The sequence below is a fragment of the Flavobacterium sp. MR2016-29 genome (assembly GCF_015350695.1).
Taxonomy (GTDB): Bacteria; Bacteroidota; Bacteroidia; order Flavobacteriales; family Flavobacteriaceae; genus Flavobacterium.
Genome location: NZ_JADKPU010000008.1, coordinates 134,613 through 161,612 on the forward strand (window position 1 = coordinate 134,613; position 27,000 = coordinate 161,612).

The window sequence follows — 27,000 nt, forward strand, 5'->3', positions numbered from 1 at the left end:
ATTGATTATCTAAAAAGGTTGAGTACAAAATCCATGATTTTGGTCGTGTTTTTAAATTTTGATGTTGCATTTTTAATAACTTCTAAATATTCGTGATGAGCAATTCTTTCGCCATTTGCATCCAAATCAAAAATTCCACAGTTAGAGTAGCTTTCTAAATTATCCCAATCTGGCCTGTCTGTAACTGGGTAAATACAAATACCGTTTAAATCAACTCCGTTTTCTTTGGCAATTAAAGATTGACTTATAATCTCTTCAATCCATTCTACTCGACCTGAGCCAAAATGACCTGTTTCAGAAATAAAAATCGGCTTTTTGTATCTTTCATGTGCCGCTTGCAGCAACTCAGAAAGTGGTGTTCTTTTTTGTTCTGTGTCTGGCCAATCCAGCGGTTCACTATTGGCTATCCATTGGCAGTTCCAATAATAATTAAAACCCAAAATATCCAGATAATCTTCAGATCCGCCAAGTTCAGGACACATTCTTCCGGCAATAATATCCATCGCCTGAAATTGATGTTCATTTAATTCAGATATATCCAAATTTTCCTGTTCATTCGCATGAATTTTCACTAACGGTTCTACCAAAATAATTACACATTCAGGATCAACAGTTTTTAAGGCTTTAATTCCAGAAATAGCCGCTTTACACAAATGATATTTAATATCCCATCCACTATTTACGGCAAATGGTACAGTACCCCGAACATCGCCAGAATGCCAAGACAAAAAGCTGATTTCATTAATTGGCACTACATATAATTCTTGAATGGAATTTTCATTATAAAAAGAAGCAAAAGCAACACACAAGGCGGTAAATCGGTCACAAAAATGCGGATGCGTTGGGTAAATATCGTCAGGGTAACCAAAGTGAATCAAATCCCAGATTTGCTGAATACCTATTTCTTCAGCCGCTTTCATACGGTTATACACTTCAGTGAAGTCAAAAAAACCAGGAGATTTTTCGACTTCACTCCAGCAAATTCCTTCACGTACTGTTTTTATTCCAATAGCATACAACGCTTCATAGTCTTCGTATACGCGAGTATCGTGCTGTGTTTCTTTAAGAAGATTTATTCTTTCGCCAGATCTATTAATATGATCTGCGCATTCAAAACCTCCCATGAAAAAGGTGTTAAAAAGTTTCATTTAGCCAGCAGTTTTATAATTCACTTTATTTTTATTCTCAAGAGTATCAAAAAGATCCAGTGCATTTTTAAACGCTTGATCCATGTTGAAATATTTATAGTTAGCCAATCTTCCAACGAAATGAACATCAATTAGTTTTTCAGCCTCAGCTTTGTATTTTGCGTAAATTTCTTGATTTCGCGGATTCGGAACAGGGTAATAAGGTTCTCCTTCATCTACCGTAAATTCTCTTACGACAGTTGTTTTGTCTGAAACTTGATTTCCAAAATGTTTATACTCGATTATTCTGGTAAAATCAACTTCGGTTCCAGGATAATTAACAACTGAATTTTCCTGAAATAATGCCGCATCAAAAGTTTCACTAACAAAATTGATAGAACGGTATTCTAATTTTTCTGTCATACTGTGCTTAAAATCAAAAAAGCGATCAACAGGTCCGGTATAAAATAATTTTTCGTAGCCTTTATATTCCTCTTTTACATCAAAATAATCGGTTTCCAGTAAAATTTCAATGTTTGGATGGCTCAATATGTTTTCGAATAATTGTGTGTAGCCGCCTTTTGGCAAAGCCTGATATTTGTCAGAAAAATAACGGTCATCGTAATTATGACGAACAGGAATACGTTCTAAAACAGAAGCATCTAATTCAGCAGGATATTTGTCCCATTGTTTTTTGGTGTAATGCTTAAACATTTTTTCATAAAGTACAGGGCCAACACGATTTAAAACTGCTTCTTCGCCATTTGAAGGTTTTTCGATAGGAGTTCGGTTTTGTTCAAGCCAATTTCCCATCTCTTCTTCAGACTCGATTTTGGTTTCAAACAATTGGTTTACAGTGGTAATGTTTACCGGAATCGGAACAGTTTTTTCATCAACTCTTGCAATTACTTTATGTTCCCAAGGATACCATTCTGAAAATTGGTTGACATATTCCCAAACCGATTCTTCATTGGTATGAAACAAATGAGCTCCATATTTTGAGACCAAAATGCCATTGTCATCAATATAATCATAGCAGTTTCCTGCAATGTGATTTCGTTTTTCAATAATTAAAACTTTTTTGCCTATTGAGGCGTATTTTTCTGCAAGAACGGCACCAGATATGCCGGCTCCGATTATTAGTATGTTTATATGCTTCATTTTGTAAATTCTTTAATAATGGATTGCATTTTTTCTGCAGTAGCATCCCATGAAGTGTTTTTTAGTATTTCATGATATTTTGCCTGCAAGGATGAAGTGGCTCTTTTATCAAATAAAGAAGTAATTGCATCAGTAAATTTGTCCGCATTTTCTACAAGGCTTACACAATTGCTGTAATCGCGTTCGACATCGTGAATTTTTGTAGATATAATAGGTTTTCCAGCCGCCATATATTCTAATGTTTTGGTTGGGCTGATGTATTTTGTAGCATCATTTATAGCAAAAGGCATCATAGCAATGTCAAAAGCTTTTAAATAGTTTGGCAATTCATTGTAAGATTTCATTCCCAAATAATAAATATTTTCTTCTCTTGGAAGATCAGATTCGTCAATTTTAGCTAGCGGGCCAATCATTACGAAGAAAACTTTAGGCAGTTTTTTTGCTGTTTCTTCTATTAATTTCAAATCAATACGTTCATCTATAACTCCAAAATAACCTACAATAGGGGTGTCAATATTTGCAATGTCTTGTGGAATTTCGATTCCGTTTAACGCTTGTGCAAAATGTTTTTCGTCAACAGAACTCGGAAAACAATATACATTAGAGTGCGATTGTTTTTTAGATTCGTATAACGATTTTCCTCCTGTAAATACGATATCAGCATTAGCCATTAGGTATTTTTCCTGATGAATTAAATACTCTGGAGCACCTTTAAACAATGAAAGTTCATCCATACAATCATAAACTACAGTTTCGAATTCAAAGAAATCTAATAAAGGAGTAAACGAAGCCGAATAAAACCATCCAATACTTGGATTACTGTTTTTTATATAGTCAGGCAATATTTTAGCAATCGATTCGATGTCTTTTACTTTTGGCTGTAAAACATGAAGATTGTCATTTACAACAGTAAGATTTGCAGTATTTTCTTCTTTGCTGTCATAGCTTATTGGTTCCTCAATCAATAAAACTTTCATATTATCTGACATTCTGCTGATAATATGCTGCGGGCGCTGATAAACAAATTGCCATCTTAAGTGGCAAAAAACGATCATATCGTAATTTTGAGCAGTTTCATTATTTGCAGAAACTATTTTGTTTTCATTTTTTTTTGGGTCTTTTAAATTTGTTAGCATGACATTCTATTTGTTTGATTAGAATAAGGGTTTTAGATAATTAGCTTTAGTTAGTTCTGATTAACTATTAGAAAAAGCTAACCAAAAGTAGATAGGATATACACTATTAAATTATATGATTATCTAAGTTTGTTATAGAATTAATACATTGTTAACTCCTGATTACTAAAGGTTTAAATAATGTAATCTTAACTGATAATCCTATAAGAACTTAGGTCGATTGTGATTATACATTTGACAAACAAATTTTAAAACTATAATCATGAAAGATTCAAACACAAAAACCGCAACTAAAAAGGCAACAGGTACAACTGCTGCAAAATCATCAAAAACTACAACTTCAAAAACGGCAACGTCAAAAACGGCTGCACCAAAAGGTACTGTAAAAGCTAAATCTTCAGCAGCTGAAGGGTTAAGAGAATTATTTGTAGATTCATTAAAAGATATCTACTGGGCAGAAAAAGCTTTGACAAAAGCATTACCTAAAATGGCAAAAAATGCAACATCACAAAATCTTATTGATGCCATCAACGATCACCTTACTGTAACTGAAGGACAGGTAACTCGTTTAGAGCAAGTTTTTGCTTCTGTAGGAGAAAAAGCATCAGCTAAAAAATGCGATGCAATGGATGGCCTTATTAAAGAGGGTGAAGGAATTATGGAAGAAACAGAATTAGGTGCTGTTCGTGATGCTGGAATTATTGCAGCGTCTCAAAAAATTGAGCACTACGAAATTGCTACTTATGGAACTTTAGCTGCATTTGCTAAAACTTTAGGAGAAGATGAAGCTGTTGAATTATTAGTTCAAACTTTGAACGAAGAAAAAGAAGCAGACATTACACTAACTGAAGCAGCATACAATACAATTAATTTTGATGCTACAGAAGAAGAATAGTCGAAAACTCTTCTACCTAAAAAAACCTGCAATTTTAAATTGCAGGTTTTTTTATGTTTAGAAATAAAATTAATTGTAACTTGTTAATATTGTAGTAGTTATAAATAATAATGTAACTAATAACGAATGAATCCGTTTAATTTAGTGCTATTACAAACTATAAAAACATTATTATGAAAACGCTATTCAAAACCAAAATGGCACTTTTAATTGTCGTAGCTGGCCTTGCATTTTCCTGCAAAAAAAATGAAACCGCTCCAGCCGATAATTATACAAACGAAGCAGATACTGCGGTAACAACGGTTGACAGTATTGGACCAAATGCTGATACTACAAATGTAAATGCAAGTACAACAGGAACAACTGGCGCGACTGGAGAAGGTTCAACCGGTTCTGGCTCTGCAGGAACAACTCAAAAAGGGAATAACTCTGTTCGAACAGATTCTTTAACTTCAAAGAAAGCAAGTAATTAGAGGTTGATTTTATTGAAACAAAAAAACCTGCGACGAAATGCGGCGCAGGTTTTTGGTTTTATATATTTAGTCTGTTAGTGTGACTCTAGATACGATTTAAAATTTGTAATATCATCTTTTACCAATTTTTCAAAATATGGATTTAAAAGTTTTGCAGCGCTTTCGCCAGCAATTCCAAGTGGTGCTTGATACGAAATGGTTACATCAATTTCTGTCGCATTTCCTTTTGATTTAAATGTTACTTTTCCAACATTTTTGACTGCTGCTTCTTCTAAAGATTGCCAGCTCAAGAATTTTTCTTTTTCATCTTTAATGATTTCGGCTTTCCAGCTTATTTTTCCAATGCCACCAGGACCTTTTGCCGTCCATTTTGATACAGTAAAGTTTATAGGCTGCACAGATTCTAGATGATTCATGAATTTTGGCAGATTTTCGACATCACGCCAAAAAGCATATACTTCGCTTACAGGCTTATTGATTACACTGTTTACACGAATATTAATATTTGAAGCTTTGTCATTTTTTAAATGGTCTACGGCATCATAAACGGGGCAATATCCAGAAAGACCTCGTAATAACATTGATCCTCCAGTACCAATTTTAGTAATGTTTTTTTTCTCTGCAGCTAGACCTTTGTATAATAAATAAGAACCGCTTGTAATCATTGCAATTCTTTCTAAAGCAGATACATTAGTTTTAAGTTTAGACGTTTTTTGTTTTTGTGAATTTATCGGAGATGCAATTTGTGTTTCCATGATTTCTTTTTTTATGAATAATTGATGTTGAATTAATTATAAGAATTCAAAACTAGTATTTATAGCCTGTTAAAAATTACAGCTTTAGCTTCATATTTTATATGATTGCCAGTGGTTTTTTATATAAGAATTTACTTTAATATTATAAGCCTAAACACTTTTATAGTAGTTAATTAGCTATTATTAATTTTAAAAAGTAACATTATGAAAGCAGCCGTAATTCATGGTCCCGGATCTGTAAAATACGACACAGTCGATGATCCAAAAATTAAAGAGAAAGATGATATAATTTTAAAAGTAACCTCAACAGCGATCTGCGGTTCTGATCTGCATATTTATTCTGGAGGGTTGCCTCAGCCTAGACCAATGGTTTTAGGGCATGAGTTTATGGGAATAATAGAAGAAGTTGGTGCTGGGGTAACGCATCTTAAAAGAGGAGACCGCGTTGTAGTGCCGTTTCCTATTGCGTGTGGCAACTGTTTTTTTTGTAATCACGATGTTCCAGGAAATTGCGAGCATAGCAATCCAGAACATTACGGACCAGAAGGCGGTATATTGACAGAAAAGGGCGGTGCTCTTTTTGGATATACAGATTTATATGGTGGTTATGACGGAGGACAGGCACAATATGTTCGCGTTCCTTATGCGAATTTTGGACCAAGAGCAGTTCCGGATGATTTAACAGATGAGCAATTGCTTTTTTTAACCGATATTTTCCCAACGGGATATACAGGCGTTGATTGGGGAGAGGTAAAAGGCGGTGAAACTGTAGCTATATTTGGCTCAGGTCCAGTTGGACTTATGGCAGCGAAAAGCGCTTGGCTTCGCGGAGCAGCGCAAGTTATTGTGGTAGATACATTGCAATTTAGACTGGACAAAGCAAAAGCCACAACCGGATGTACAACAATACTTTGGGAAGATGGCGCAAAAGAAGTTGTAGAACAAATTCGCGAACTGACTAATGGGCGAGGAGCAGATGTATGTATTGATGCAGTGGGTTTTGAGCCAGACCGAAATTTTGCCGATCGTTTTAAAGCAACTATAAATTTCGAAAAGGGATCGACTAAGGTATTGGAAGCTTGTATGAGTGCTGTGAGAAGAAGCGGTATTGTATCTGTACTTGGTGTTTATCCTGTAAACTATGATAATTTTCCGCTAGGTCAATTTTTTGATAAGGGTATTACGCTTAGAGGAGGACAAGCACCAGCGCACAAACATATAGACAAACTTTTGGAATATGTTGTAGAAGGGAAAGTAAAACTTGATGATATTATCACGCACAGATTACCGCTTTCTGAAATTTCTCATGCCTATGATATTTTTAAGAAAAGAGAAGATGGCTGCGTAAAAGTAGTTCTAGATCCTTGGCAATAAAATTTTATACAAAAATGAAATCCTAAATTATGCATTGAATTGCTAATTTAGGATTTCATTTTTAAATATAGTAGCGCAAGGTTTTAGTTCAAATCGATTTTAATGCTACTTTTTCCGCACACTTCATACTTGTGCATTTTTTTTGTCTTTTTACTTTCTTTTAATACTTCACCATTTGCTTCAAGTTTAATTTTAGTATCAGCAGTTTTATTAAGGATGATAATGTTTAAATTGCAAATCATTTCTTCACTGCCATCAAGATGAAGAGTTACTGAATTTCCTTTTTTAGAATATTGCGTAATTGGGTAATCGATAAAAAGTAAAAAATCTTCGTTGATTTTTATGTATTGTCTTGGTACAACTCCAAATGCTATTCCTGCGCCATATACTTCTTGACCTACTTGACCGCTTTGTTCCCAGCCATTATATAAGTCTTCTACAGGTACCCATAAATCTGGCTGCAATTCACCCGTTTTAACTTCTTCTGATAACATCTCTTTTGGAAGCATTAAAGGATAATAATACGGAATTCTGTTGATGGCATATTTTACAAATTCAGGAATTAATATTCGCAATGCAGGCAAAATATCTATTCCTTTCGCCTGAATCAAATATTCTGATAAAGCGGCATAAACTTCCATTTCTTCATAAGCAGCAGTATATGGTGCGTCATTGAGAGGGAATACACAGAAATAGTTATTATAATTTTTTCCAAATCCGTATTGGCAGTCCCAAATCTGCATGTTTTTGAACAAGCCCGCAAGACATGCGTAACTAATATCGAGATATAATTTTTTATTGGTGATTTTATACAATTCTAATAAAGCACCTGCTGCAAAGGCAGTATTATTAGCCTGATAAAAAATGTTAGATCCTATATCAGTCAGTTTTTTTGCTGCTTTTTCTGCTTCGTTCAAATACCGTTTATCATTGGTTAAACGAAATATCAAAAGCATTAAATGTGCGTATGAACCTGGTACATCTTTTTCTCCGCCATCTCCTGGTGCGGTTTCTTTTTTAATAACTTCAAAAGTTTCCATATCATAAAAAACCGGCCATTCGTATTTAAAATGATGCGCTACTTTTATCACATATTCAATAGAATCTAAAACCAATTTTTCTGCAATTTTATCTTTTTTTAAAGCTAATTTTGCCAGATTCATGAGCGGATGATGCAGGTACCACGAATCCATTATCATTTCTTTTTTTTGCTCTTCAGAGTTATCCAAATCTGCGCAAAGAGCAGGAAGCCAGCGGTTAATGCAATTTATTTTTGGATCATAAAAAGCAGGAATCCCACTTATTAAATCATTGTATAAAGGATGTTTTTTACCGCTCCATTTTTCAAATTCTTTAAAAGGAACCGATACGGCAAGCTGTACCATACTTTCTGCCGGCGTTTTATAATCGCACAAATAAGCATTGAGATACGGAATTCCGTTAGTTTGTGTCCAAGCACCTTTATTATGGTATAAATCTTTTAATACTTTTTCAGCAATATCAGGCCAATTGTGATATTCTGTTTTTGGATGAGGAAGAACTTTATAAATTCTTGCCAGATGCTCTAAAAAATTTTGGCATACTTGTGAAGATTCATCAGCAGTTTCATTTAAAATTACATATGCATCAGAAATAGTATAAGCTGTTCCAGCTGGCATTGGCAAGTCTTTCGTTATAGGAAGCTGAAATCCGATCTCTGGCCAGCTTCCGCCAACAGTTTCCCCAGCTGAAGTTTTGGTGGCTTCACAATAAGGGGAAATAGAAGTCAGATCTTGAAAATAAAATATTGAAATATCTTTTGGCTGTGTCATGTTTGCAAACAGTAATCCAGAGCGCGTACCCACCTGATGCATGTGAATTTTTCCCATTGTATTCTCAACGCTTCCATTTTGTGTAAGAGGCATAATATCTCGTGGCCAAAAAGGTATCAACAATGGAATATTTGCTGTAAAAGATGTTTTGTAATGAAGTATATTATCTGGAAAATTTATTCTTACTTCATAACTTCCTAATCTTGAATTCAATAAAACAACAATCGTTTCCTCATCATCAAAAAGATTAGCGACTTCAAAACAGCTGTTCATTCCGAATGCAGCTCTAAAAGCGATTTTTCTATTTTCCGGCATAAGTACCACAATCCATAAAGAATCTCCAGTATTATACAACTGATAGGTATAATCAAGAATTTTTCTTTCCAGTACTACTTCACTATTTTCAATATCTGCCTGCGCCGTGGCACTCCAAGGTGTAATTGTGTTCATAATGATTAATTTAAAAATTATTGATTATCTAAACTTTATATGTCTTAAAGTTTGCAAGTGCTCTCCGTTTAAGGAGTTTATTAATAAGATACTGCCTGTTTATTTAATAGTAAATCCATTTTCTTGTAAATTTTCAGCAACTTTCATTATAATTTCAGATCGGTGTTTTCCATCTGTGATAGTAATGTCTGTTTTTACCCAATATTTTATACTGATTTGAATTGTATTACCAGTGATTCCTGAAACAACAGCAGAATTAGAATATCCTTTGTCTACAATTTCGGTATCTGCTTTCATGACTTCTGTAATAAGTTCTAATGCTTTTCTGTAATCAGAGCCATATTCAAGGCCAATTGTAAAATCCTGAAGCAGAAATCCTTCGCTGTTAAAGTTGATCAGCGTATTCTTAATTAAAAGAGCATTAGGAATATAAATATTTTTGCTGTCGCTTTTGATTTCAGTATCACGCAGATTAAGAGCTGCAACTTTTCCTTTAACGCCGTTGCTTTCGATAATATCTCCCACAGAAAAAGGTCTTTTAAAAGCAAGTAATATACCCGCTAGAAAATTTTCTCCTATATCTTTTAGAGCAAAACCAATAATAAATGCTGAAATTCCTGCACCGGCAAGAACGCTTTGCGCAACTCCCGTAAGTCCGATAACGCGAAACATGAAAAGAAATCCAATTACAATTAAAATAGCCTTTATTAGATTTGCAATAAAAGCTGCTAATAAAGGATCATGCATTCTGCGCTTTAATCTTTGGTCTGCAAACCCCTTAACGCGTGATGCAATAATCCAGGCAATTAAAACTACTAAAATCGCTAGCAATAATTTTGGAGTGATATCAACAAGACTTTGGTAATATTCTTCGACATGTATTGCAATGTCATGTAAAAACTCTTCCATATTTATTTTATTAAATTGATTATATTGATGCTGTCATTTAAGAAATGAACTGCTATTAGATATTAAAAGTAATAAGCGATTTACTGAAAGTTTTACAAAATGATAATGTTTGGTTATATAATCATAAGTCATTGGAGAAAAGGTTTTTAGTATAAACAAAAAAAAACATCTGCATTTTGGTGCAGATGTTTTTTATAAATAATTGGATAACGCTTATTCAGCTGCCACAATATTGACAGCATTTAATGCAACATCATTAAGCAGACAATCAGCTTCTTTTTCTTCGGCCAATGTTTGCGTTAATAATTTCGATGCATCATTTTCGCCAAGAGCTTTTGCAAAGGCATTTAATGTACCGTATGTTGCAATTTCATAATGTTCAATTTTTTGTGATGCTGCAATAATACCTGCATCACGAACTGCTCCTGGTGTAGTTTCTTCCAGAATACTGTCGCCTTCTTTTAAAAGTCCGGCCATTGCTTCGCATTTTTTTCCTTCCGCTTTTTCTCCAAGCAAGTCAAATACTTTTTCTAGTCTTACGACCTGATTTTTTGTTACAGCTAAATGTTCTGTAATAGTGCTCGCAAGATTTGCTGATGTAGCGTTGGCAATCATTTTTGGCAATGCAGTTACAAGAGCATTTTCAGCCCAGTAAATATCTTTAAGACAATCGATAAAAAAGTCTCTTAAATCTGTAGCGGCATCTGAAGCTGGCGCTACAAAATTGTCTTTAGGATTTTTTAAATCAGCTTTATTTTGATTCGGTTTTTCTTGATTTTTCATGGTGTTATATTTTTAATATTAATTGTATAAGTTTTTTTCACGTTCCCAGAAACGGTGTTTTCCCATAGCGGTAATGAATTTTTGTGCAAAATCATCTGTTCCAGCTTCGCCTGTTAATACTAAGCCTTCATCATCGTTGGTAATTTTAGAAGCAAATGGTGCAGCATTTATTACTGAAGTAGCATGGCCGTCTGCGCCAATAACTTTACAGTGCTTGTAAGCGTCACTTAAAAATTCATTTACATCCTGATCGTCTGCAAGTGCATCGACATTCAATCCGTCTGCAATATATACAGCGTCAAAAAGTACAGATGAAGCAGTTAAAAAACTAAAATCAACTCCAATTGCGCCATCAGAATCTGTGTTTATAGAACCTAAATGCGGAGCTACAATGAATCCTTTTGCATCTTCTTTTAAAAGTGCATTTTTAATATTGCTCACAGCAGCTTCAGAAACACCATCATTACAAATAATAGCTACTTTTCTTGAAGCAATTGTAGGCGAATTTGTTGGATTTTTAAGCATTGTCAAGGCATCAGAAGATGAAACAGACTGCTCTACAGTTTGTGGTTCGTGTTTAAGAGCTTCTTCGTTTTCTGGAGATACACCACGATTAATAGGCGTTTCTAAAATTGGAGGAACCGTAGCACCAAGACCTTCTGCCACTTTTTCAGCCAATTCTCTGTCTACTTGAGATAAAAGGCCAAGCATTCTTACTCGAATTGCTGTAGTATCTACTTTACCAAGTTCAAAACGCAATGCTTTTACAATATGGCTTTTTTCTGTTGGAGTTTGACTGTTGAAGAATAATTTGGCTTGACCAAAATGATCTGTAAAACTTTCACTTCTTTCTCTAACTTTATGTGCGTCGATTCTTTCGTTAAAACTAGAAAATCCGCCTTCAGCAATTTTTGCCTGATAAGGACATCCGCCACCTAGCGAATTAGGGTGATAGCTTACGCGGCCAACATTAATTTCCTGACGCATATGTCCGTCACGTTGATTGTTGTGAACTGGAGCAACACTTCTGTTGATTGGAATTTCATGAAAGTTCGGACTTCCTAATCTAGACAATTGTGTATCGGTATAAGAAAACAATCTTCCTTGAAGAAGCGGGTCATTTGAAAAATCAATTCCCGGAACTACATGTCCTGGGTGAAAAGCAATCTGTTCTGTTTCTGCAAAGAAATTATCAGGATTTCTGTTTAATACCATTCGGCCAACAATCGTTACCGGAACTAATTCTTCTGGAACTAATTTGGTTGGATCAAGCAAATCAAATTCGTATTTGTTTTCATCTTCTGCTGGAATTACTTGTACGCCTAATTCCCATTCAGGGAAATTTCCCATTTCAATAGCTTCCCATAAATCTTCTCTATGAAAATCAGGATTTTTTCCAGAAATTTTTTGAGCTTCATCCCAAGCGACTGCGTGAGTTCCTAATTTTGGTTTCCAGTGAAATTTTACGAAAGATGATTCATTTGCTTCATTAATCAATCTAAAAGTGTGAACTCCAAAACCTTCCATCATTCTGTAACTTCTTGGAATTGCACGGTCAGACATCACCCACATAATCATGTGCATTGATTCTGGCATTAAAGAAATAAAATCCCAAAAAGTATCATGCGCAGATGCTGCTTGTGGGATTTCGTTGTGTGGTTCTGGTTTTACGGCATGAATAAGGTCTGGAAATTTTGCAGCGTCCTGAATAAAAAATACGGGAATGTTGTTTCCTACTAAATCATAAATACCTTCCTGTGTGTAGAATTTTACTGAAAATCCTCTCACGTCTCTTGCTAAATCAGTTGATCCTCTTGACCCGGCTACTGTCGAAAATCGTGTAAAAACAGCAGTTTTTAATCCTGCTTCCTGCAAAAATCCTGCCTTTGTCAATTCAGGAATTGGGTTTGTTACTTCAAAAAAACCATGTGCACCAGATCCGCGGGCATGTACAATTCTTTCTGGAATTCTTTCGTGGTCAAAATGGGTAATTTTTTCTCTTAAGATAAAATCCTCTAGCAGAGAAGGACCTCTTTCGCCAGCTTTTAGCGAATTGTTATCATCATTAATCTTAACGCCTTGGTCGGTCGTCATGAACTTATTAGTTCCATCTGATTTGTTTATAGACAAATCTCGCTGTTTTTCATCTTGAAAATTTTCCATTAGTAAAATGTTATTGGTTTAAACTCAAAGTTATTGTTGGATATTACTTTAAAATTTTATCTCCTTATTAATATTAATTAAGATTTTATTTACTTTTAATTATCCAGTAAACCAAATTTACTTTATATAACTACCTCGTTATTATATTATTAAGATTGAAGATTGTAGAATTACCATTATTTGAATAATGATTTTAATCTTATAATAATTATGGGTGACCATTTTTCTGGATTAGAAAATAGATTTTTCAATTAATCGTAAAACAGTTGTAAAACATGTTAATTATGTAAAATAATCAAGTAATTATATAAATAAACAGTCTAACTGAAAAGATACATTTGGGACGCAAATTTTATAAGTAATTGCATTAATTTTGAATTTTTAAGTAACATTCTTCTCCTTAATATTATAGTTTTTTAAAATAGTTTTTTTTCTCTTTTATAAGATTAAACTTAGTTTTTTATCAATATTATAAGATAAATAGTATTATTTTTGTAAAGTTTTGCTTAATTTTTTTTGAATTTTAATAAAGTTATTTGTATATATTTGTTATACAAAAACCAAACATACAGCAAATGCAAAAAAATGTCTTAGGTGCTTTAAAAGAGCATGAAAACAAATTACTTACAATATGGTCTCAGCTTCTTTTAGAAAACGGATCGACTGATGGGGCAACAGAAGAAGAAGAATCAAAAGAATTTGCATCACTCTTACTAGATGCATTGCACCAATCCAAGGACAATCAAAATTCAGAAGAGTTTGAAAAAGTTCACGATTTGCTTATCGGAATTTCTAGCTCAAGAGCAAAGCGCGGTTTTTCACCTAGAGAAAATGCACAATATCTTATTTCTTTTAAAGAAGCGGCTTCAAAAATCCTATCCGATATAGAAAAAGATCCAGTAGAATTATACAACGCTAATTTACAATTAGGCTCAGTTTTAGACAACATGACCATCATGACTTTTGAAGCTTATATGAAAGGCCGTGAAGATGTGATTTCAAGACAAATAGATGAAATCAGCGAAATTTCAACTCCGGTAATCAGAGTTTGGGATGGAGTTGTAGCATTGCCAATTATTGGAACTTTAGACAGTTCAAGAACTCAGGTAGTAATGGAAAACCTTTTGCAGCAAATTGTTGATACAGGAAGTTCTATTGCGATCTTGGATATTTCAGGTGTTCCTGCAGTAGATTCATTAGTAGCACAGCATTTAATTAAAACTGTAAGCGCAACAAGATTGATGGGTGCGGAATGTATTATCAGCGGTATTCGCCCAGAAATTGCTCAAACAGTAGTACACTTAGGAATAGATCTTACAGGGATTATTACAAAAGCATCACTGGCAAGTGCTCTTCAAACAGCCTTCGAAATGTTGCAGCTGACGGTGGTGAAGAGAAAATAATCGAATAAGAGTTTAAACAATATGGAAAGAATTCCTATACTCAAGATGGGAGATTTTTTATTGGTTACAATACAGGTTGACTTGTACGATCAATTAGCAGAAAATCTCGAATCTGACTTAATAAACACAATAAACAAATACAGTTCTAAAGGTGTGTTAATTGATATTTCAGCAGTTTCTATAATTGACTCCTTTATGGGACGAATTTTAGGAAATATTGCTGTAATGTCTAAAATTATGGATGCACAAACAGTGGTAGTAGGAATGCAGCCTGCAGTTGCTATTACTCTTGTAGAACTTGGACTGTCTTTGAAAGGTGTTATTAGTGCCTTAAATGTTGAAAAAGGGATGGATCTGCTTCGCGCGAAAATGTACAATGGCGATAACGAAGAGCAGGTAGATGACGACGACAACGAATAAAGAAGAAATTCCTATCCTAAAAGAACAGGATGTGGTGCCATTGCGCAACCGCGTGCGGGACTATGGCGTAAAAATTGGGATGAGTATCTTAAATCAAACCAAATTAATTACTGCGACAAGTGAACTTGTCCGCAACCTTTTGAAATATGGGGGAGGCGGCAAAGTTATTATTGAAGCTGTAAGTAACGGCCGTGATAATGGCGTGCGTGTTACTTTTATAGATAATGGTCCTGGTATTCCAGATATTGATTTAGCGATGAAAGACGGATATAGCACAGGAAAAAGCCTGGGTCTTGGCTTACCAGGAACAAAAAGGCTTGTAAATGAATTTGATATAAAAACAGAACTAGGAAACGGTACTACTGTGACCATAACAAAATGGAAAAATGGATAATACTTTTTCCAGTTATAAAATTGAAGATAGAAGCCTTATTGCTTTTATAAAAAGAGAAATACATAATTTGGCACTTCAATTAGGTTTTAGCCCACATAGAGCTGCTGAAACAGATATTATTGTTGCCGAATTAACTTCAAATCTTATTAAATATGCTGGTGGTGGTGAATTGCTCTACAGAGCTCACTTAGAAGAGGGACATAATGAGATTGAAATATATTGTTTGGATAGTGGTAAAGGAATTGAAAATGTCAATAAAATAATGCATGACGGCTATTCTTCTTCTAATACTTTAGGACAAGGTTTAGGCGCTATTAAAAGATTGAGCAATGATTTTCAGATTTACTCCCTGCGAAATTGGGGAACAATACAATATGTAAAAATTTGCGAAAAAACTGATTTTACTGTATCACCAATTGCTAGCGGACTTAATTTTTCTGCTGTAAGAGTAAATTATCCTGGAGAAAGAGTATGTGGTGATGGATATCATATCAAACATTCAAAAAAAGGTTTTCAAATATTAGTTGGAGACGGATTAGGTCATGGAGCAAATGCACATGAAGCGGTTCAGCAAGCGATAAAAGCTTTTAAGCAGTGTGGTGAAAGTGAGCCTGAAGCAATTCTTCGTGATATACATGAAAAAGTCAAAAAAAGCAGAGGATTGGTCGCTACAATTGCATGCGTTGACTATCAATCTGAAAATTGGAATATTTGTGGTATAGGAAATATTAATACACGTATTTACAGCGGTATGGAAAACAAAACATACACTCCATACAATGGTATAATTGGTCATAATATTCCGCGTACCTTAAACAGCGCGATTGTGCCTTACCAAAAACATCAGGTTATAGTAATGCACAGTGACGGTTTACGTACAAGGTGGAATTTAAATGATCTGACTTCTATAATAAAACAGAATCCTGGAATAATTGCTTCTTCGTTATATAAAGATAATATAAGAGGCACTGATGATGCAACAGTTCTGGTGGGTAAAATAATTTAAGTGCTATGAAAGAGATTGTAAAAATTAATCTTGATAACGAAATGGACTTAATACTGGCACACAAGCGAGCAATGAAAATTGCAGAAATGTGCGGTATGCCATCGTCAGCACAAACTAGATTCTCTACAGCTGTTTCAGAAGTTGCGAGATGTTCTATTGCTAAAGGAAAAAACTCAGTTTTGAGAATTGGGATTAATATTCTAAGACCAAGCCATAAAGAAATACTGGCAGTACTTACAGATGCTGTAGATTTAAAAAAATGCAATCCTGAAGCCTATCAGTATGCAGCAAAAATATCAGGAAATATCGAATATTCTTATTCAGACAATCAATCTGTAACTACACTAAGTCAGCAAGTAGCAGCACCAGGACTTCTTTCAGATATAAAAATAAAAAGTTTAGTAGATTATTTTAAGTATGAACCGCCATTGTCGCCGTATGATGAGATCAGAAAGAAAAATATCGAATTAATAGCACTTTCTGAAAAACTGGGAGAAAGTGAAAACAGATACAGGCAATTGGCGAATACGCTTCCTGTTTTAATTTCTGTTGTAAATGAAAGAAACCATGTGCTTATCGCTAATGATTCGCTAAAAGATTATGTACAGCAGCCTTTTACTGTTTTTGATAAAAAGACTTTAGCCACTTTTATTCATCCCGATGATTTAGATGAAATAAGTGAAGGGTGGAGTAAAGCCAAAAAAGACAGATCAGATTTTTTTGGAGAAACAAGAATTAAAAAAGATTCAGAGTATGTTTGGCATTTAATATCGATAATTCCAAATAAGGCTGAAGATGGTTCTTTTAACAGCTGGCTTGTTTATTTTGTAGACATTAATGCCCAAAAAACAGTTGTCGAAACTCTTAAGGATAATTCTGAGCTAAAGATGATTCAGCAAGAATTAGAAAATGCGAATTCTAAGTTATTATTTAAAAATAAAGAGTTAGAGCAATTTGCTTTTATTGCCAGTCATGATTTGCAGGAACCGCTTCGCAAAATTCTGATTATGCTTTCGCGTGCCGCAGAGTTTTTGACCGAGGAGCAAAGGAAACAGTATTATTTTGATAAAATCACCCTTGCAGCAGGCAGATTATCTACTCTTATTTCTGATGTACTTAATTATTCCAGAATAGATAATAAACTGCAAAATCTGCAGGAACTAGATTTAAATCATATTATTACAGAGACGATTAGTGATCTTAGTCTTGTTATTGAAGAAAAGAATGCCTTGATCACAGTAGAAGCATTACCGCGTGTTTCTGGTGTTAGTTCGCAACTCCGTCAGTTATTTTATAACCTGATTAATAATGCGCTAAAATTCAATACATCACAGCCATCAATAATTATTTCTTCTGCTTTGTCTGATAATTTCAAGACAGATAAATTAAGTCCAGTAGGTAATTTTTATGTTATATCGGTTTCTGATAATGGTATCGGAATGGACAATGAATATTCAGGACGTATTTTCGATATGTTTCAGCGACTGCATCAGCGGGATCAGTTTGGCGGTAACGGAATCGGACTTGCGTTATGCAAGCGAATTATAGAAAATCACGGCGGTGTTATAAATTTCACAAGTAAGCCCGACGAAGGAACAACTTTTTGGATTTACCTTCCAAAAAGAGATTGATAGTTGTAGGATGAAATTTAATGTTAGAAATTAATTTAACGATTTTTGTAAGTTTTACTTTAAAAATCATGAAATTAGAGTGCTTATTTCTAATACTTGAGTATTTTGTTGAGGTTTAAATTACTACATTTGAGTAAGTAAGATGCTATTTGTTTGTAATAATGCAATTTAGGCAAATGCAATTTTAAATAGCTAAACGATTTTCAAAAAATGAAATTAACGTTTCTTGAAATGATTTAGCTGAAAATTTATTTTTAAAATTAAAAAAAATAAGCGTGATGACTTATAAAAATATACTTCAAATTGATGATGATTGTGACGATTGCGATTTGTTCATGGAAGCATTAAATGCTGTTTCTTCTGCAGCATATACAGCAATTTACAGTCCAGTTGAAGCATTGCGCAAATTGATGCAAAACGAAATTATGCCCGATGTTATTTTTCTTGATTTAAATATGCCAATTATGTCAGGACTGGAATTTATGACAGAAATAAAAAAGGAAGACAGACTTAAACAAATTCCTATTATTATCTTTTCGACCTCACAGTTAGATGATATTATTCAAGAGGCAAAAGAGCATGGAGCAGATGATTTTATTTCAAAGCCAAATAACTTTAACGACTTAAAAGAAATATTGAGCAGATATACTTACAGTGCATAATCTTTAGTATTGGTAATCTTTCGCAATACGTTATCTTATTAAAATTATTCAATGAACTTTTTGTTTTTTTTCTTATTTTTATTAAGAAATAAAGTGTCTGATATTCAGGCGTATGTTAATTGTTGCCGATGAAATTATCTACTCAAATTCTTTTAGCGTTTACTGTAATAATTTTATTGTCTGTGGCGGACTCGTATACAAATTATATGTTGTCTAAAAAGGTACAGCGCAACTCTCAGTTTCTTGCCAGATCTGAAGAAATTATTCGGACTTCAAATAAAACTCATAAAGCAATAATAGAGATGCAGAGTGCTTTTCGCGGTTATCTTCTTACAGACGATCAGACTTTTTTAGACTCTTATTTTAAAGGGCTTAAAATTGTGCCTTTATTAATAAAAGAACAACAGTTACGAATTGGAACTCATAACAAACAGCGTATTATTTTAGATTCTATTAACCTGCGTCATAACGACTGGCTGAAATATTCGGCACAGCTAATAGAAATGCGAAAAAAAGGACCTGATTCTTATCGAAATCTTTTTGAAAATACACTTAAAAAACATGTAGGGAAGAAAATAAATGATGAGATAGCCGGCAAGTTTTCTCGATTTGATAGAATTGAGTATAAGATGAGAAAACATCATACAGATATGCTTCTGACCTCAATCAAATACGCTCGTACATTTTCTTTAATTTTCTTGACACTAACGATTATCATCGGAGTAGGAAGCACTGTATTTATTGTTTTTCTTACGACTAAAAGAATTAGTTCGATGATTCATTTGGCAGAAAATATCTCAAAAGGTAAATTTACTATAGTTAAAGATACACGAAACGATGAATTGACTGCTTTAGAAATTTCACTCAACAGCATGTCTCTTAAATTAGATAAAAATATTCATGAGCTGAAAAATAGAAATGCAGAACTTAATAAATTTGCCTATGTTGTTTCGCATGATCTTAAGGCACCAATACGCGGTATTCATAATGTAGTAAGCTGGATAGAAGAAGATCATTCAGATGAACTTTCGCCTGAGCTTAAAAAATATCTTAATATTATTCCGCAGAAAACCAGACGTATGGAAGCTTTGATAAACGGTTTGCTCGATTATGCTAGACTTAATCTTAAAACTCCAGCCGAACATATCAATACAAATGCACTGGTTCATGAAATTGCAGATTCGATTGTTCCTAGAAATTTTAAATTAGAAATAGATGATCTTCCTGATTTGTTTACAGAACGAATAAAACTCGAACAAGTTTTTGCTAATTTAATTAGTAATGCAGTAAAATACATTCCGCAGGAGGAAGGCCATATTCACATAAGCTGTAAATATTTTTTACCTATTTATGAATTTTCTGTAAAGGATAATGGAATTGGAATTGCACCTGAATATCATCGAAAAATATTCGAAATTTTTCAGACATTGAGGGAACAGGATGAACAGGAAAGTACCGGAGTTGGACTGGCAATTGTAAAGAAAATAATTGATGATCAAGATGAAAGAATCATCGTTAAATCTGAATTAGGAAAGGGAGCTGAATTTATTTTTACTTGGAGAAATAATAAGTTATGAAAAAACCAACAATATTACTGGTAGAAGATGACGGGCTTGATATTATAAGTGTGGAGCGGTCTTTAAAAAAGTTAGAAAGTGAATACGTTCTTCATACGGCATATAACGGAATCGAAGCTTTGAAAATTTTACGAGATCCAAATGCAGGTTTGGTTCCGGATGTTATTCTCTTGGATATTAATATGCCAAGAATGAACGGAATAGAATTTTTGAAAGTGATTAGGGAAGATAAAAATCTAAAAGATTTAAAAGTGTTTATAATGACTACTTCTTCAGAAGGAAATGACAGGTCTCAAGCAGAAAAGCTTGGGATTTCAGGCTATATTATAAAGCCCTTAAATTATACTGAAAATACTAAAAGATCGGATTCAATGGATGCTTTTGTTCAGTTTCATTTGCGAAAGATATTACTGGATGAAAGTTTATAAACAGACCTTTTAGTACTAAGAAAATAAAATAATGTATCAGATTTTTAATCATTCTATAAAGAATTGAGATATGAAAAAAATAAAAGAAAATAAGAAGGTAAATACTGAAACTATTGTGGCACTTCCAATAGTGGCAGGAGAAAAACCAGCAAAATCCAAACAAAAGAAAATCGAATCTGAAGAATCTATTTTGAATGATGCAGAATTTTTAAAGATTTTGCTTAAGGTTAAAAATGGAAATTTCACACAGCGTTTTCCAACGGATCAGAATGGAATTAAAAGATCGATCTGTGATACATTAAATGAAATTATTGATCTGAACGAAAGAATGGTTTTCGAGTTTCAGAAGGTAGGAAAAAGTATTGGTAAACAAGGAAAACTGACTAACAGAGTAGCTTTAGATGGTGCAAGAGGATCTTGGAGTTCATGTGTTGATTCTGTTAATACCTTAATCTCAGATCTGGTGCATCCGACGATTGAAATAGCGCACGTAATCACATCGGTTGCAAAAGGGAATTTATCTCAGGAAATGCCACTTTCTATTGAAGGAAATCCGCTTCAGGGAGAATTCCTCAGAATTGCCAAAGAGGTAAATGGAATGGTAAAACAGCTGAATTTATTCTCGATGGAGGTGACCCGTGTGGCGCGTGAGGTGGGTACCGAAGGAAAACTGGGAGGTCAGGCAAAAGTGCGAGGTGTTGGTGGAGTTTGGAAAGATTTGACCGACTCTGTAAATAAAATGGCATCGAACTTAACGGGTCAGGTACGTAATATTGCCGACGTAACAACGGCGGTAGCAAAAGGGGATTTATCTAAAAAGATTACAGTAGACGTAAAAGGAGAAATCCTGGAACTTAAAAATACCATCAATACGATGGTGGATCAGCTGAACTCGTTTTCATCAGAGGTAACGCGTGTGGCAAGAGAGGTAGGAACCGAAGGAAAACTGGGAGGACAGGCACAGGTAAAAGGTGTTGGAGGAACTTGGAAAGATTTAACAGACTCTGTAAACCAAATGGCGTCAAACCTAACAGGTCAGGTGCGTAATATTGCCGATGTAACCACAGCGGTAGCAAAAGGAGATTTGTCTAAAAAAATTACGGTTGACGTAAAAGGAGAAATTCTGGAGCTGAAAGATACGATTAACACTATGGTGGATCAGCTGAATTCCTTTTCTTCTGAGGTAACGCGTGTGGCAAGAGAGGTGGGTTCTGAAGGAAAACTGGGAGGTCAGGCAAAAGTGCGAGGTGTTGGTGGAGTTTGGAAAGATTTGACCGATTCCGTTAATCAAATGGCATCGAACTTAACAGGTCAGGTACGTAATATTGCCGAGGTGACAACCGCGGTAGCAAAAGGCGATTTATCTAAAAAAATTACGGTAAACGTTGCGGGAGAAATCTTGGAACTTAAAAATACAATCAATACCATGGTGGATCAGCTGAACTCCTTTGGTGCCGAGGTAACCCGTGTGGCACGTGAGGTAGGTTCAGAAGGAAAACTGGGAGGTCAGGCAAAAGTAAAAGGAGTTGGAGGAACCTGGAAAGATTTAACCGATTCCGTGAACCAAATGGCCTCGAACTTAACGGGTCAGGTACGTAATATTGCCGAGGTAACAACAGCGGTAGCAAATGGCGATTTATCTAAAAAAATTACAGCTGTTGCCGAAGGAGAAATCCTTGAGTTGAAGAAAACCATTAACACGATGGTGGATCAGCTGAACTCGTTCTCATCTGAGGTAACGCGTGTGGCACTTGAGGTTGGTACGGAAGGAAAACTGGGAGGTCAGGCAAAAGTAAAAGGAGTTGGAGGAACTTGGAAAGATTTAACAGATTCTGTAAATCAGATGGCATCCAACTTAACTGGTCAGGTACGTAACATTGCTGAGGTAACGACAGCGGTAGCAAAAGGCGATTTATCGCGTCAGATTACCGTAGATACAAAAGGAGAGATCCTTGAGCTTAAAAATACCATTAATACGATGGTGGGCCAGCTGAACTCATTTGCATCAGAGGTAACCCGTGTAGCGCGTGAGGTGGGTACGGAAGGAAAACTGGGAGGTCAGGCTCAGGTAGAAGGTGTTGGAGGAACGTGGAAAGATTTAACGGATTCGGTAAACCAGATGGCATCGAATCTTACAGGGCAGGTACGTAATATTGCCGAAGTAACAACGGCGGTAGCAAAAGGCGATTTATCATTACAAATTACAGTAGATGTAAAAGGAGAAATCCTTGAGCTTAAAAATACAATTAATACCATGGTGGATCAGCTTCGAGGCTTTGCTTCGGAGGTAACGAGGGTTTCACGTGAGGTTGGCACCGAAGGAAAACTGGGAGGTCAGGCGAATGTACCTGGAGTTGCCGGAACATGGAAAGATTTAACAGATTCTGTTAACCAGATGGCGGGTAACTTAACTGCTCAGGTACGTAATATTGCCGATGTGGCGATTGCCGTAGCAAACGGAGATATGTCCCGAAAAATTACGGTTGACGTTCGTGGAGAGATTCTTCAATTAAAAGAAACCTTAAATACGATGGTGGATCAGCTTCGTGAGTTTGCCTCAGAGGTAACTCGTGTGGCGCGTGAGGTTGGTACCGAAGGAAAACTGGGAGGTCAGGCGAATGTACCTGGAGTCGCGGGAACATGGAAAGATTTAACGGATTCTGTTAATCAGATGGCGGGTAACTTAACGACACAGGTACGTAATATTGCCGAGGTAACCATTGCCGTAGCAAACGGGGATATGTCGAAGAAAATTACCGCCGACGTTCGTGGAGAAATCCTTCAGTTGAAAGAAACCGTAAATACGATGGTGGATCAGCTTCGTGCCTTCGCATCAGAGGTAACTCGTGTGGCGCGTGAGGTAGGTACTGACGGAAAACTGGGAGGTCAGGCATTCGTTCCCGGAGTTGCAGGAACATGGAAAGATTTAACAGATTCTGTTAACCAGATGGCATCGAACTTAACGGATCAGGTGCGTAATATTGCTGAGGTAACAAAAGCCGTAGCCAATGGTGACCTTTCGAAACCTATTACGGTAGACGTAAAAGGAGAGATTTTAGATTTGAAAAATACTTTCAATACGATGGTGGAACAGCTGAACTCGTTTGCATCAGAGGTAACTCGTGTGGCGCGTGAGGTTGGTACCGAAGGAAAACTGGGAGGACAATCTGAAGTAAAAGGGGTTGCCGGAACGTGGAAAGATTTAACAGACTCTGTTAACTTGATGGCTTCGAACTTAACATCCCAAGTACGTGGAATTGCGAAAGTTGTAACATCCGTAGCAAAAGGAAATCTAAAACAAAAATTATCTATTGATGCTAAAGGTGAGGTTGCACAACTTACAGATACCATCAACGAAATGATTGATACTTTGGCAACGTTCTCTGATCAGGTAACTACGGTTGCCCGTGAGGTTGGAGCCGAAGGAAAACTAGGAGGCCAGGCAAATGTACCGGGAGCTTCGGGAACGTGGAAAAACTTAACAGAAAACGTAAACCAGCTTGCGGCGAATTTGACGACTCAGGTGCGTGCGATTTCTGAGGTGGCATCTGCGGTAACACAAGGAGATTTAACGCGAACAATTGGTGTTGAAGCAAAAGGTGAGGTAGAAGCCTTGAAAGATACTATTAACCAGATGATTTCGAATCTGAAAGCGACGACTTTAAGAAATCAGGAACAAGACTGGCTGAAATCGAATTTGGCGAAATTTACTCAAATGCTTCAAGGGCAAAAAGAATTGAATTCGGTTACCAAAAAAATCCTTTCTGAGCTCGCAACGGTTGTAACCGCACAGCACGGACTGTTCTATATTTTACAGGAAGATGAAAACTTTGAGGATTCTAAATTAAATTTAATTGCTTCTTACGCCTATATCAAAAGAAAAAATTCGCCTACGCAATATGCAATGGGAGAAGGCCTTATTGGTCAGGTTGCGATAGAAAAAGAAAGAATTATTTTGAGCAATGTTCCTAAAGATTATATCAGAATTAATTCTGGTTTGGGAGATGCGAAACCGCAGGACGTAATTATTTTGCCTGTATTGTTTGAAGGACAGCTTAAAGCAGTTATTGAATTGGCATCGCTTGATACCTTTAGCCAGACACACTTAGATTTCTTGGAAGGATTGACAGAAAGTATCGGAATTGTATTGAACACAATTGAGTCGAATTCAAGAACGGAAGAACTTTTAGTACAGTCACAATCGCTGGCAGGCGAGCTGAAAAGTCAGCAGGAAGTATTGAAAAATACCAACGAAGAATTAGAAGAAAAAGCTTTCTTATTGGCAAATCAGAAGGAAGAAGTGGAGTTGAAAAATCAAGAGGTTGAGGTTGCAAGAAAAGCTTTGGAAGAAAAAGCAGATCAGCTGACTTTAACATCAAAATATAAATCGGAGTTCTTGGCGAATATGTCGCACGAGCTAAGAACACCGCTGAACAGTTTACAGATCTTGGCCAACGAATTAATCGCCAACAGAGATGGAAATCTTTCTGAAAAACAGATTCAATTTGCCAAAACGATTAATTCATGCGGAGATGACCTTATTCAGCTGATTAATGACATTTTAGATTTATCAAAAATCGAATCTGGATATATTTCTGTCGATTACAATCCGATTAGTTTTGCAGAAATCAGCCGATTTGTTGAATCTACTTTTAATCCTATTGCAGAAGCGAAACACCTTCGTTTTAAAATCAGTATGGATGATGAACTTCCTGAATTGATGGAAACCGATTCACAGCGATTAAATCAAATCTTAAAAAATCTTTTATCTAATTCATTTAAATTCACTGAAAAAGGTGAAGTTCAGCTAAAAATATACCGAGCAAGCAACAACTGGAAAACGACTAATGCAAGCTTAGAAAATGCAGAAGCAGTAGTCGCTTTTGAAATTTCAGATACAGGAATTGGTATTTCTAAAGAAAAACAAAACATCATTTTTGAAGCTTTCCAGCAAGCCGAAGGTTCAACAAGCCGAAAATATGGAGGAACAGGATTGGGATTATCAATCAGCCGTGGGCTTTCTGATTTATTAGGAGGAAGTATTGAACTGGAAAGCGAGACAAACATTGGAAGTAAATTTACACTGTTCCTTCCTTTGCAATATGTTGACATTTCTGAAATAGAAGATATTGAATTTACAGAGGAACCAGACGTAAAAGGCCGAATCAAATCACTGCCATCAGAAAAATTTAATAGATCTGATATTGATTTATTCTTTGTTGATGAGGTAGGTGATGACAGAACAGATATTAAACCAGGCGATAAAGTATTATTGATTGCAGAAGATAATTTAACTTTTGCTAAAATTATGCTTGAGCAGGCGCACATTAATGGAATTAAGGCAATTGTAACTACAAAAGGAAATGATGTTATTGATTTTATAAACCAGTTTCATCCTCATGCTATTACAATGGATCTTAATATGCCGGATACGAGCGGATGGAAAATCCTGGACAGGCTTAAAACCGATTTTAACCTGCGTCATATTCCGGTTTACATCATTTCTGGAGAAGATGAAAGAAATAAAGGGCTTAAACGAGGCGCGAGAAACTTCTTTCTTAAACCCGTAAAAAATGATTCCCTGGCTTATCTTTTTAACGATATTCACGATTTCAAAAATAAAAAAGCTAAAAACTTACTAATTGTAGACGACAATCAGCAGGAATTAGACAGAATTTTGCAAGCAGTGAACGGCGAAGACATAACTGTTTTCAGTGCAAAAACGGCTGCTGAAGCAGTTGCACTTATAAGAGAAAAATCATTTGATTGTATTATCTTAGATTTAGTATTGCCAGATGCAGATGGACTTGATCTTATTACCGATCTTGAAAATAATATTGCAGGACAAGAAACGGCAATTATTATACATTCCGCAGGAGATGTTGATAAGAAACAAAAGGTAAAATTGAATCGATTTGCTCACAGTATTATTACAAAAAGTGCAAATTCTATGGATGAACTTATTGATCAAACAGCTTTATTTATGCACCGTGTACATAAAGAACTGCCAGATGCAATGAGAGAAACAATTGAATCTTTTTATTTGAAAGAAGATGTATTAGTCGGTAAGAAAGTATTGCTGGTTGATGATGACGTTCGTAATTTATTTGCATTGACAACTGCTCTTGAACGTTACGGATTGGATGTTATAAGTGCCGAAAGCGGTCAGGAAGCAATTGATCTTCTTAATGAAGATCCTGCAATTGATATCGTTTTAATGGATATCATGATGCCAGAAATGGATGGATATGAAACCATGAAACGCATTAGAAAAGATGCCAAACACAAAGATTTAACAATCATAGCAGTAACAGCAAAAGCAATGAAAGGTGATAGACAACGTTGCATAGAATCAGGTGCCTCAGATTATATGACAAAACCAGTGAATGTTGAACAGCTTTCCTCTCTTATGCGTGTATGGCTTAAATAATAATTATATTCA

General features: G+C 35.3%; 20 protein-coding genes. 12 read left to right on the top strand and 8 right to left on the bottom strand.

Annotated elements, in window-relative coordinates:
- Positions 1-5: 5 nt before the first annotated feature.
- Genes IR010_RS16635 through IR010_RS16645 form a run of 3 tightly spaced genes read right to left on the bottom strand, consistent with a single transcriptional unit; the run spans position 6 to position 3,424 of the window.
- The gene (locus IR010_RS16635; RefSeq protein ID WP_194605492.1) at positions 6-1,148 is read right to left on the bottom strand and encodes a hypothetical protein; all 1,143 of its coding nucleotides are present in this window, start codon (positions 1,146-1,148) and stop codon (positions 6-8) included.
- Positions 1,149-2,288 carry a UDP-galactopyranose mutase gene (glf, locus tag IR010_RS16640; RefSeq protein ID WP_194605495.1) on the bottom strand — a complete coding sequence of 380 codons (1,140 nt, stop codon included), beginning with the start codon at positions 2,286-2,288 and terminating at the stop codon, positions 1,149-1,151.
- Positions 2,285-3,424: a glycosyltransferase gene (locus IR010_RS16645; protein WP_194605498.1), complete on the bottom strand. Its 1,140-nt coding sequence runs from the start codon at positions 3,422-3,424 to the stop codon at positions 2,285-2,287. The genes glf and IR010_RS16645 overlap by 4 nt, the downstream gene beginning before the upstream one ends.
- A gap of 262 nt (positions 3,425-3,686) precedes the next feature.
- On the opposite strand from IR010_RS16645, the gene IR010_RS16650 reads away from it, so the two are divergent.
- Complete coding sequence (locus IR010_RS16650; RefSeq protein ID WP_194605501.1) at positions 3,687-4,319, top strand: ferritin-like domain-containing protein; 633 nt, start codon at positions 3,687-3,689, stop codon at positions 4,317-4,319.
- Between the two features lie 173 nt (positions 4,320-4,492).
- On the top strand, positions 4,493-4,792 hold the full coding sequence (locus IR010_RS16655; RefSeq protein WP_194605504.1) for a hypothetical protein: 300 nt from the start codon (positions 4,493-4,495) through the stop codon (positions 4,790-4,792).
- A gap of 74 nt (positions 4,793-4,866) precedes the next feature.
- Here IR010_RS16655 and IR010_RS16660 read toward each other — a convergent pair whose 3' ends face one another.
- Positions 4,867-5,547, bottom strand: a complete 681-nt coding sequence (locus IR010_RS16660) for an SRPBCC family protein (RefSeq protein ID WP_194569538.1) — start codon at positions 5,545-5,547, stop codon at positions 4,867-4,869.
- Positions 5,548-5,751: 204 nt separating this feature from the next.
- On the opposite strand from IR010_RS16660, the gene IR010_RS16665 reads away from it, so the two are divergent.
- Positions 5,752-6,921 (top strand): zinc-dependent alcohol dehydrogenase, encoded by a 1,170-nt coding sequence (locus IR010_RS16665; RefSeq protein ID WP_029272506.1) that lies wholly within the window; start codon positions 5,752-5,754, stop codon positions 6,919-6,921.
- A gap of 83 nt (positions 6,922-7,004) precedes the next feature.
- On the opposite strand, the gene IR010_RS16670 is transcribed toward IR010_RS16665, so the two are convergent.
- From IR010_RS16670 to IR010_RS16685, 4 genes are all read right to left on the bottom strand, one after another.
- Positions 7,005-9,182: a hypothetical protein gene (locus IR010_RS16670; RefSeq protein WP_194605507.1), complete on the bottom strand. Its 2,178-nt coding sequence runs from the start codon at positions 9,180-9,182 to the stop codon at positions 7,005-7,007.
- A 99-nt stretch (positions 9,183-9,281) separates the two neighbouring features.
- On the bottom strand, positions 9,282-10,091 hold the full coding sequence (locus IR010_RS16675; protein WP_194605510.1) for a mechanosensitive ion channel family protein: 810 nt from the start codon (positions 10,089-10,091) through the stop codon (positions 9,282-9,284).
- Positions 10,092-10,304: 213 nt separating this feature from the next.
- A complete protein-coding gene (locus tag IR010_RS16680; RefSeq protein WP_194605512.1) occupies positions 10,305-10,874 on the bottom strand; it encodes a ferritin-like domain-containing protein in 570 nt (189 codons plus the stop codon).
- An 18-nt stretch (positions 10,875-10,892) separates the two neighbouring features.
- A complete protein-coding gene (locus IR010_RS16685; protein ID WP_194605514.1) occupies positions 10,893-13,037 on the bottom strand; it encodes a catalase in 2,145 nt (714 codons plus the stop codon).
- Between the two features lie 575 nt (positions 13,038-13,612).
- Here IR010_RS16685 and IR010_RS16690 point away from each other — a divergent pair.
- From IR010_RS16690 to IR010_RS16730, 9 genes are all read left to right on the top strand, one after another.
- On the top strand, positions 13,613-14,440 hold the full coding sequence (locus IR010_RS16690; RefSeq protein WP_194569528.1) for an STAS domain-containing protein: 828 nt from the start codon (positions 13,613-13,615) through the stop codon (positions 14,438-14,440).
- 21 nt (positions 14,441-14,461) lie between these two features.
- A complete protein-coding gene (locus IR010_RS16695) occupies positions 14,462-14,860 on the top strand; it encodes an STAS domain-containing protein (protein ID WP_029272500.1) in 399 nt (132 codons plus the stop codon).
- Positions 14,861-14,891: 31 nt separating this feature from the next.
- On the top strand, positions 14,892-15,254 hold the full coding sequence (locus IR010_RS16700) for an anti-sigma regulatory factor (protein ID WP_317174477.1): 363 nt from the start codon (positions 14,892-14,894) through the stop codon (positions 15,252-15,254).
- Positions 15,247-16,260: a SpoIIE family protein phosphatase gene (locus IR010_RS16705; RefSeq protein ID WP_194569526.1), complete on the top strand. Its 1,014-nt coding sequence runs from the start codon at positions 15,247-15,249 to the stop codon at positions 16,258-16,260. Before IR010_RS16700 ends, IR010_RS16705 begins: the two co-directional genes overlap by 8 nt.
- A gap of 5 nt (positions 16,261-16,265) precedes the next feature.
- Positions 16,266-17,891, top strand: coding sequence for a sensor histidine kinase (locus IR010_RS16710; protein WP_194569524.1), 1,626 nt, complete (start codon positions 16,266-16,268; stop codon positions 17,889-17,891).
- A gap of 278 nt (positions 17,892-18,169) precedes the next feature.
- Entirely contained in the window at positions 18,170-18,553 is a 384-nt protein-coding gene (locus IR010_RS16715) for a response regulator (protein WP_029272495.1), read from the top strand.
- Positions 18,554-18,681: 128 nt separating this feature from the next.
- Positions 18,682-20,130 carry an ATP-binding protein gene (locus IR010_RS16720; protein ID WP_029272494.1) on the top strand — a complete coding sequence of 483 codons (1,449 nt, stop codon included), beginning with the start codon at positions 18,682-18,684 and terminating at the stop codon, positions 20,128-20,130.
- Complete coding sequence (locus IR010_RS16725; RefSeq protein WP_194569522.1) at positions 20,127-20,558, top strand: response regulator; 432 nt, start codon at positions 20,127-20,129, stop codon at positions 20,556-20,558. The genes IR010_RS16720 and IR010_RS16725 overlap by 4 nt, the downstream gene beginning before the upstream one ends.
- 70 nt (positions 20,559-20,628) lie before the next feature.
- Positions 20,629-26,988 (top strand): HAMP domain-containing protein, encoded by a 6,360-nt coding sequence (locus IR010_RS16730; RefSeq protein ID WP_194605516.1) that lies wholly within the window; start codon positions 20,629-20,631, stop codon positions 26,986-26,988.
- Positions 26,989-27,000: the final 12 nt, after the last annotated feature.